A 5,180-nucleotide genomic window follows, 5' to 3' on the forward strand; every position below is an offset into this window, starting at 1 on the left:
GGTCACGGCGGGGGTCACGGTGGAGGGGGTCATATGGTCGCCTCCTCGCGTCCGAACAGGCCCGCGGGACGCCACAGCAGCACCGCGGCCATCAGGATGAACACCAGGGTCTGCGACAGCGACGGGACGTAGTAGTAGCCGAGCGCCGACACGAGCCCGACCGTGAACCCGGCGGCGACCGACCCGAACACCGAGCCGAGGCCGCCGATCACCACCACGGCGAACACCGTGATGATCAGGTCGGCGCCCATGAGCGGGTTGACCGCCCGCATCGGCGCGGCGAGGACGCCGGCGAACCCGGCGAGCGCGACACCGAACCCGAAGACGGGCGTCACCCAGCGGGCGACGTCGATGCCGAGCGCGCGGGTCAGCTCGGGCCGCTCGGTCGCCGCCCGGACGATCATGCCGACGCGGGTCCGGGTGAGGACCACCCACACCGCCCCGCACACCAGCACGGACACGCCGAGCACGAAGACCTGGTAGGCGGGATAGGTGAACAGGCCCAGGTCGATCGAACCGCGCAGCGCGGACGGCCGCGGATACGGCTGGGACTGCACGCCGTACTGCCGCTTGACCAGGTCCTGCAGGATCAGCGCGAGCCCGAAGGTGAACAGGAAGTTGTAGAGCGGGTCGAGGGGCGCCAGGCGGTGGATGAACAGCCGCTCCAGCACCACCCCGAGGACGCCCAGCACGATCGGGACCAGCGGCAGCGCCAGCCAGAAGCTCACCCCGAACGAGTCGAGCAGCACGTAGGAACCGAACGCGCCGAGCATGTAGAAGGCTCCGTGCGCGAAGTTCACCACGCGCAGCATCCCGAAGATGATCGACAGGCCGAGGGCGAGCAGGGCGTAGAACGCCCCGCCCACCAGGCCGTTGAACGCCTGCTGAAGCACGTCGCGGCCGCCTCAGAGCTCGCAGGAGGCGTCGGGCTGCTGGAACGCCTCGGCCGCCGGGATCGTCGAGACGATCTTCTCGTAGTCCCACGGCTCCTTGACCTCGCTGGACGGCTTCACCTCCGCGAGGTAGGCGTCGTGGGTGAGGAGGTGGTCCTCGGCGCGGATGGTGCCGGTGGCCGTGAAGATGTCGTCGACCTTGTGGCCTTCGAGCTGCGCGACCACGTCGTCGGCCTTGTCGGTGCCGCCGCGCTGCACGGCCTCCAGGTACTGCAGGGCCGCCGAGTAGTCGGCCGCGTGGACGGCCGTCGGGCGGGTGCCGGTCTTGGCGTGGAACTTGTCGGCCCACGCGCGGTTGTCCTCGTCGGCGTTCCAGTACCAGAAGTCGGTGAACCGCGTCCCGGCCATGGCGTCCGGGCCGAGGGAGTGGATGTCGGTCAGGAACATCAGGCCGACCGCGAGGTCCACGCCCTTGTCGCGCAGCTTGTACTCGTTGTACTGCTTCACCAGGTTGACGAGGTCACCGCCGGCCTGCATGGCGCCGAGCACCTGCGGCTTGGGGTCGAGGTTCGGCGCCTTCAGCAGGAACGTGGAGAAGTTGTCGTTGGGGAAGGGCGTCGGGTCGCTCTTGACGATCTTCCCGCCGGCCGACTCGACCGATGCCCGGAACGTCTTCTCCATGTCCTGCCCGAAGGCGTAGTCCGGGTAGACGAGGTACCAGTTCTTGGCGCCGTCCTTGGTCAGCGCGGTGCCGGTGCCGTGCGCCAGCATGTAGCTGTTGTAGCCGTAGTGGAACGTGTACTTGTTGCACTGCTTGCCCGTCAGCTCCGTCGTGGCGGCGCCCACGTCGATGAAGACCTTCTTCTTGGTCTTGGCGACGTTGGCGACGGCGAGCGCGGCCGATGAGGTCGGCACGTCCAGGATCAGGTCGGCCTTCTGCCGGTCGTAGAGCTCCTGCGCCTTGGAGTTGGCGATCTCGGGCTTGTTCTGGTGGTCGGCGCCGATCACCTCGATGTTCTCGGTCACCGCCTTGTCGCCGTACTTGGCCTTGAAGTCGGCGACGGCCATCCGGACCGCCTCGACGGCGTTCTTGCCCGACAGGTCGGCGTACACGCCCGACTGGTCGGTCAGTACGGCCAGCACCACTTTGTCGTCGCTGATCGCGCCGCCGCCCCCGCCGGGGCCGCCCGCGCAGCCAGCCAGCAGCGCTCCGGCGGTCGCGAGCGCGGCCGAACGTCCGAGAAGTCTCATCAGGGCTCTCCTAGATTCCGAGGTACTGCAGGAGTTCGTTCTCGCGGGCGAGGACCTCGTCGTTGTCCATGGACTCGACGATCCGGCCCTCGGCGAGCAGGTGGTGGCGGTCGGCGACGGTGGCGGCGAAGTGCACGTTCTGCTCGATCAGCAGGACGGTCACTCCAGCGGCCTTGACCTCGCGGAGGATGTCGCCGATCTGGGCGACGATCAGGGGCGACAGGCCCTCGGTGGGCTCGTCGCACAGCAGCAGCCGGGCGCCCGTCCGCAGCACCCGCGCCAGCGCGAGCATCTGCTGCTCGCCGCCCGACAGCTTCGTCCCGGGGAAGCGGCGCCGCTCCCGCAGTTTCGGGAACGTCTCGTACACCCGGTCGAGCGGCCACGGGTCCGGCCCCATGACCGGCGGCAGCGTGAGGTTCTCCTCCACCGACAGCGTGGCGAAGATGCCGCGGTCGTCTGGGACGTAGCCAAGCCCGCGGCGGCTGCGCTTGTGCGGGCTCAGGGCGCTGATGTCGTCGCCTAGGAAGCGCACCGTCCCGGACACGCCCTGGTGTAGGCCCATCAGGCTGCGCAGGAGCGTGGTCTTGCCGGCGCCGTTACGTCCGACGAGGGTGACGATTTCGCCCTTGCCCACGCGTAGCGACACCTCGCGCAGGGCCTGCGCTTCGCCGTACCAGGCGGACAGGCCGTCAACGCTCAGCATTGGAGTCTCCGAGGTAGGCGGTGACGACACGGGGGTCGTGACGGATCTCGGCGTAGGGACCTTCGACGAGGACCTGGCCGTGCTGGAGGACCGTGACGCGGTCGGCCAGGTTGGATACGACGCTCATGTTGTGCTCGACCAGCACCACCGTGCGGCCTTCCCGCACCCGTTTGATGAGCGCGACGGTGCGGTCGACGTCCTCCACGCCCATGCCGGCGGTCGGCTCGTCCAGCAGCAGCACCTTCGGGTCGAGCGCGAGGGCGAGGGCCAGTTCCAGCGCGCGTTTGCGTCCGTACGCCAGCGACCCTGCCGGGACGTCCGCGTGTCCGGCCAGCCCGACCTGGTCGAGCAGTTCGGCCGCGCGTGCCGCGTAGCGTCCGAGCGCGGCGTCCGAGCGCCAGAACCGCCAGCCGAGCCCGCTGCGGCCCGCCAGGGCCAGCTCCACGTGCTGCTTCGGGGTCAGCTCGGCGAACAGGCTCGTGATCTGGAACGACCTGGCCAGGCCGAGCCGCGCGATCCGTTCCGGGCTCCGTCCGGCCAGCTCGTGCTCGCCGAGCCGGACGCTGCCCGCCGTCGGCTTCAGGAAGCCGGTCAGCAGGTTGAACAGGGTGGTCTTGCCGGCGCCGTTCGGGCCCACCAGCGCGTGGACGGAGCCCTCGGCGATGTCGAGGTCCACGCCGTCCACCGCGCGGAAGCCGCGGAACTCCCTGACCAGGCCGCGCGCCGCCAGGACCGGGCCCTCCGGGACGGGCCCCTCCGGGACGGGTCCCTTCGGGTCGGGGTCGCCCATGCGCCCTCCTCACGCTCGTCTAAGGTGGCCCGGACCGGATCCGGGCCGCCGTGATCGGGAACGCTAGGTGGCGCCCGAACACCGGACCATGTGAGCCCGGCCCATATTCCGGGCCCCGGATACGGCTGTGACCCACACCACTCGCAGGACAGAGCCCTGACACATGGCGGACCTCGCCGATATGTGGCCGTCCCACGTGGTCCCGGTCACCACCTGGCTGAACCATGACCGGCACCTGACGTCCCGTCCAGAGGAGCCGGAATGATCGTCCGAAGCGTCCTGACCGCAGGTGCCGTCGCCGCCACCCTGGCCTCCCCCGCCCATGCGCAAGGGCCCGCGCAAGGGCCCGCGCAGGGGCTCGCTCAAGATCGCGGCTGCGCTCCAGGGCTCCGGGTCCCGGGCGCGGAGAAGCAGGTCACGGCGTGCCTGGACGACCTCACCACGGCCGGGACGATCGCCTCCGGCCACACCGTCCCGGCCGACTGGGCGGGCCTGCACGCGGCCGGGACCCGCAACCCCGGAGGCGTCCCCGGCGTCCAGGTGGACGGCTATTTCCCGGACACCTCCACGTCCAACACCAACAACGGCTGGAACCACGACGCCCAGTTCGTCATCCGGCTGCCCGAGAACTGGAACGGCGGACTCGTCGTCGCCGGCTCACCCGGCAACCGGCGCCAGTACGCCAACGACTTCACCATTTCCGACTGGGTCCTCGCCCAGGGCTACGCCTACGCCGCGACCGACAAGGGAAACAGCGGCCTCGAGTTCTACAAGGACGGCCGCCGCCCCGGTGACGCCGTCGTCGAGTGGAACCACCGGCTGACCGAGCTCACCCGCGCCGCCAAGAAGACCGTGGCCGGCCATTACGGACGCCGGCCGGGCAGGACGTTCGCGGCGGGCATCTCCAACGGCGGTTACCTCGTCCGATGGCAGCTGGAGAACAGGCCCCACCTGTACGACGGAGGCATCGACGCGGAAGGAACCCTCTGGCGCGAGAAGGGCCCGAACCTGTTCACCTACCTTCCGTCCATCCTCCGCGCCTACCCGGCGTACGAGGCGGGGGACCAGTCCGCCCACAAGACACTTCTGCAAGCCGGTCTCGCCCCCGGCTCGGAATTCCTCTGGCCATTCCACGACCAGGTCTACTGGGGGCTCACCCAGCGCATTTACCGAGAGGAATTCGACCCGGCCTACACGGGAGAGGAAGCCGCCTACGACTACGCCGCACGCCCGCGGAAGGTCCACCGGGCCGTGGCACGCGTCGCCCTCACGGGACGGATCCGCAAACCCCTGATGACCCTCCACGGCACCTACGACACCCTGCTCCCCATCGGCACCGACTCCGACGTCTACGCCAAGCTCGTCCGCGCCAAGGGCAAGGCCCCGTTCCGCTACTACCGGCTGGAAGCCGCCAACCACGTCGACGGCCTCTACGACACCTACCCGGACCGCCTGCGCCCCCTCCTCCCCTGCATGCGGACGGCCTTCACGGCGCTGGAGAACTGGACGCGGGACGGCCGGACGCCCCCGCCGAGCACCACCC

5 protein-coding genes are annotated in these 5,180 nt (G+C 69.9%); 1 reads left to right on the forward strand and 4 read right to left on the reverse strand.

Translation table 11 applies throughout. The annotated features are described in order from the left end of the window. Positions 1-29: 29 nt before the first annotated feature. The 4 genes from E1289_RS36345 to E1289_RS36360 are packed head-to-tail and all read right to left on the reverse strand — an operon-like array spanning position 30 to position 3,637. Positions 30-893, reverse strand: coding sequence for a branched-chain amino acid ABC transporter permease (locus tag E1289_RS36345; RefSeq protein ID WP_131988517.1), 864 nt, complete (start codon positions 891-893; stop codon positions 30-32). 12 nt (positions 894-905) lie between these two features. After that, positions 906-2,144 (reverse strand): ABC transporter substrate-binding protein, encoded by a 1,239-nt coding sequence (locus E1289_RS36350; RefSeq protein ID WP_131988519.1) that lies wholly within the window; start codon positions 2,142-2,144, stop codon positions 906-908. A gap of 10 nt (positions 2,145-2,154) precedes the next feature. Beyond that, positions 2,155-2,847, reverse strand: a complete 693-nt coding sequence (locus tag E1289_RS36355; protein WP_131988521.1) for an ABC transporter ATP-binding protein — start codon at positions 2,845-2,847, stop codon at positions 2,155-2,157. Further along, entirely contained in the window at positions 2,834-3,637 is an 804-nt protein-coding gene (locus E1289_RS36360; protein WP_131988523.1) for an ABC transporter ATP-binding protein, read from the reverse strand. Before E1289_RS36360 ends, E1289_RS36355 begins: the two co-directional genes overlap by 14 nt. A gap of 261 nt (positions 3,638-3,898) precedes the next feature. Between E1289_RS36360 and E1289_RS36365 the strand changes: the two genes are divergently transcribed. Then, positions 3,899-5,180, forward strand: a 1,282-nt coding sequence (locus tag E1289_RS36365) for a tannase/feruloyl esterase family alpha/beta hydrolase (RefSeq protein ID WP_131988525.1), incomplete at its 3' end; no start/stop codon positions are given.

The sequence above is a fragment of the Actinomadura sp. 6K520 genome, from assembly GCF_004349245.1.
Classification (GTDB): Bacteria; Actinomycetota; Actinomycetes; order Streptosporangiales; family Streptosporangiaceae; genus Spirillospora.